Genomic DNA, 287 nt, shown 5'->3' on the forward strand with positions numbered 1-287 from the left:
AACCTTCTCCTGCCTTTTCACCTTCTCCAACAAATACAAGGTCTACTTTATCTCCTCGTTTCACATTTCCACCTAATCCATCAATATAAGTAATAGGAAGTGAAATTTTTCGATATTTTGTTAAATCCATACTTTCAAATGGGTCGATATTCTTTTTATCAACTAATTTTTTCTTCAATGCATATTCACCCGTAACTAATTTTGAATTATTGTATTTACCAACGATATCTTTTGGTGAAAGAGCAAATCCTTTTGTTACTGCTTGAGCAGGAATAGTTGTTTTTACT

The 287-nt window shown here is 31.7% G+C and carries 1 pseudogene; it reads right to left on the reverse strand.

The features are described from left to right. Positions 1-287: pseudogene (locus tag MR160_RS34285) on the reverse strand (Flp pilus assembly protein CpaB); the annotation flags it as partial.

This window comes from Bacillus cereus group sp. BfR-BA-01382 (assembly GCF_022663475.1).
Classification (GTDB): Bacteria; Bacillota; Bacilli; order Bacillales; family Bacillaceae_G; genus Bacillus_A; species Bacillus_A thuringiensis_S.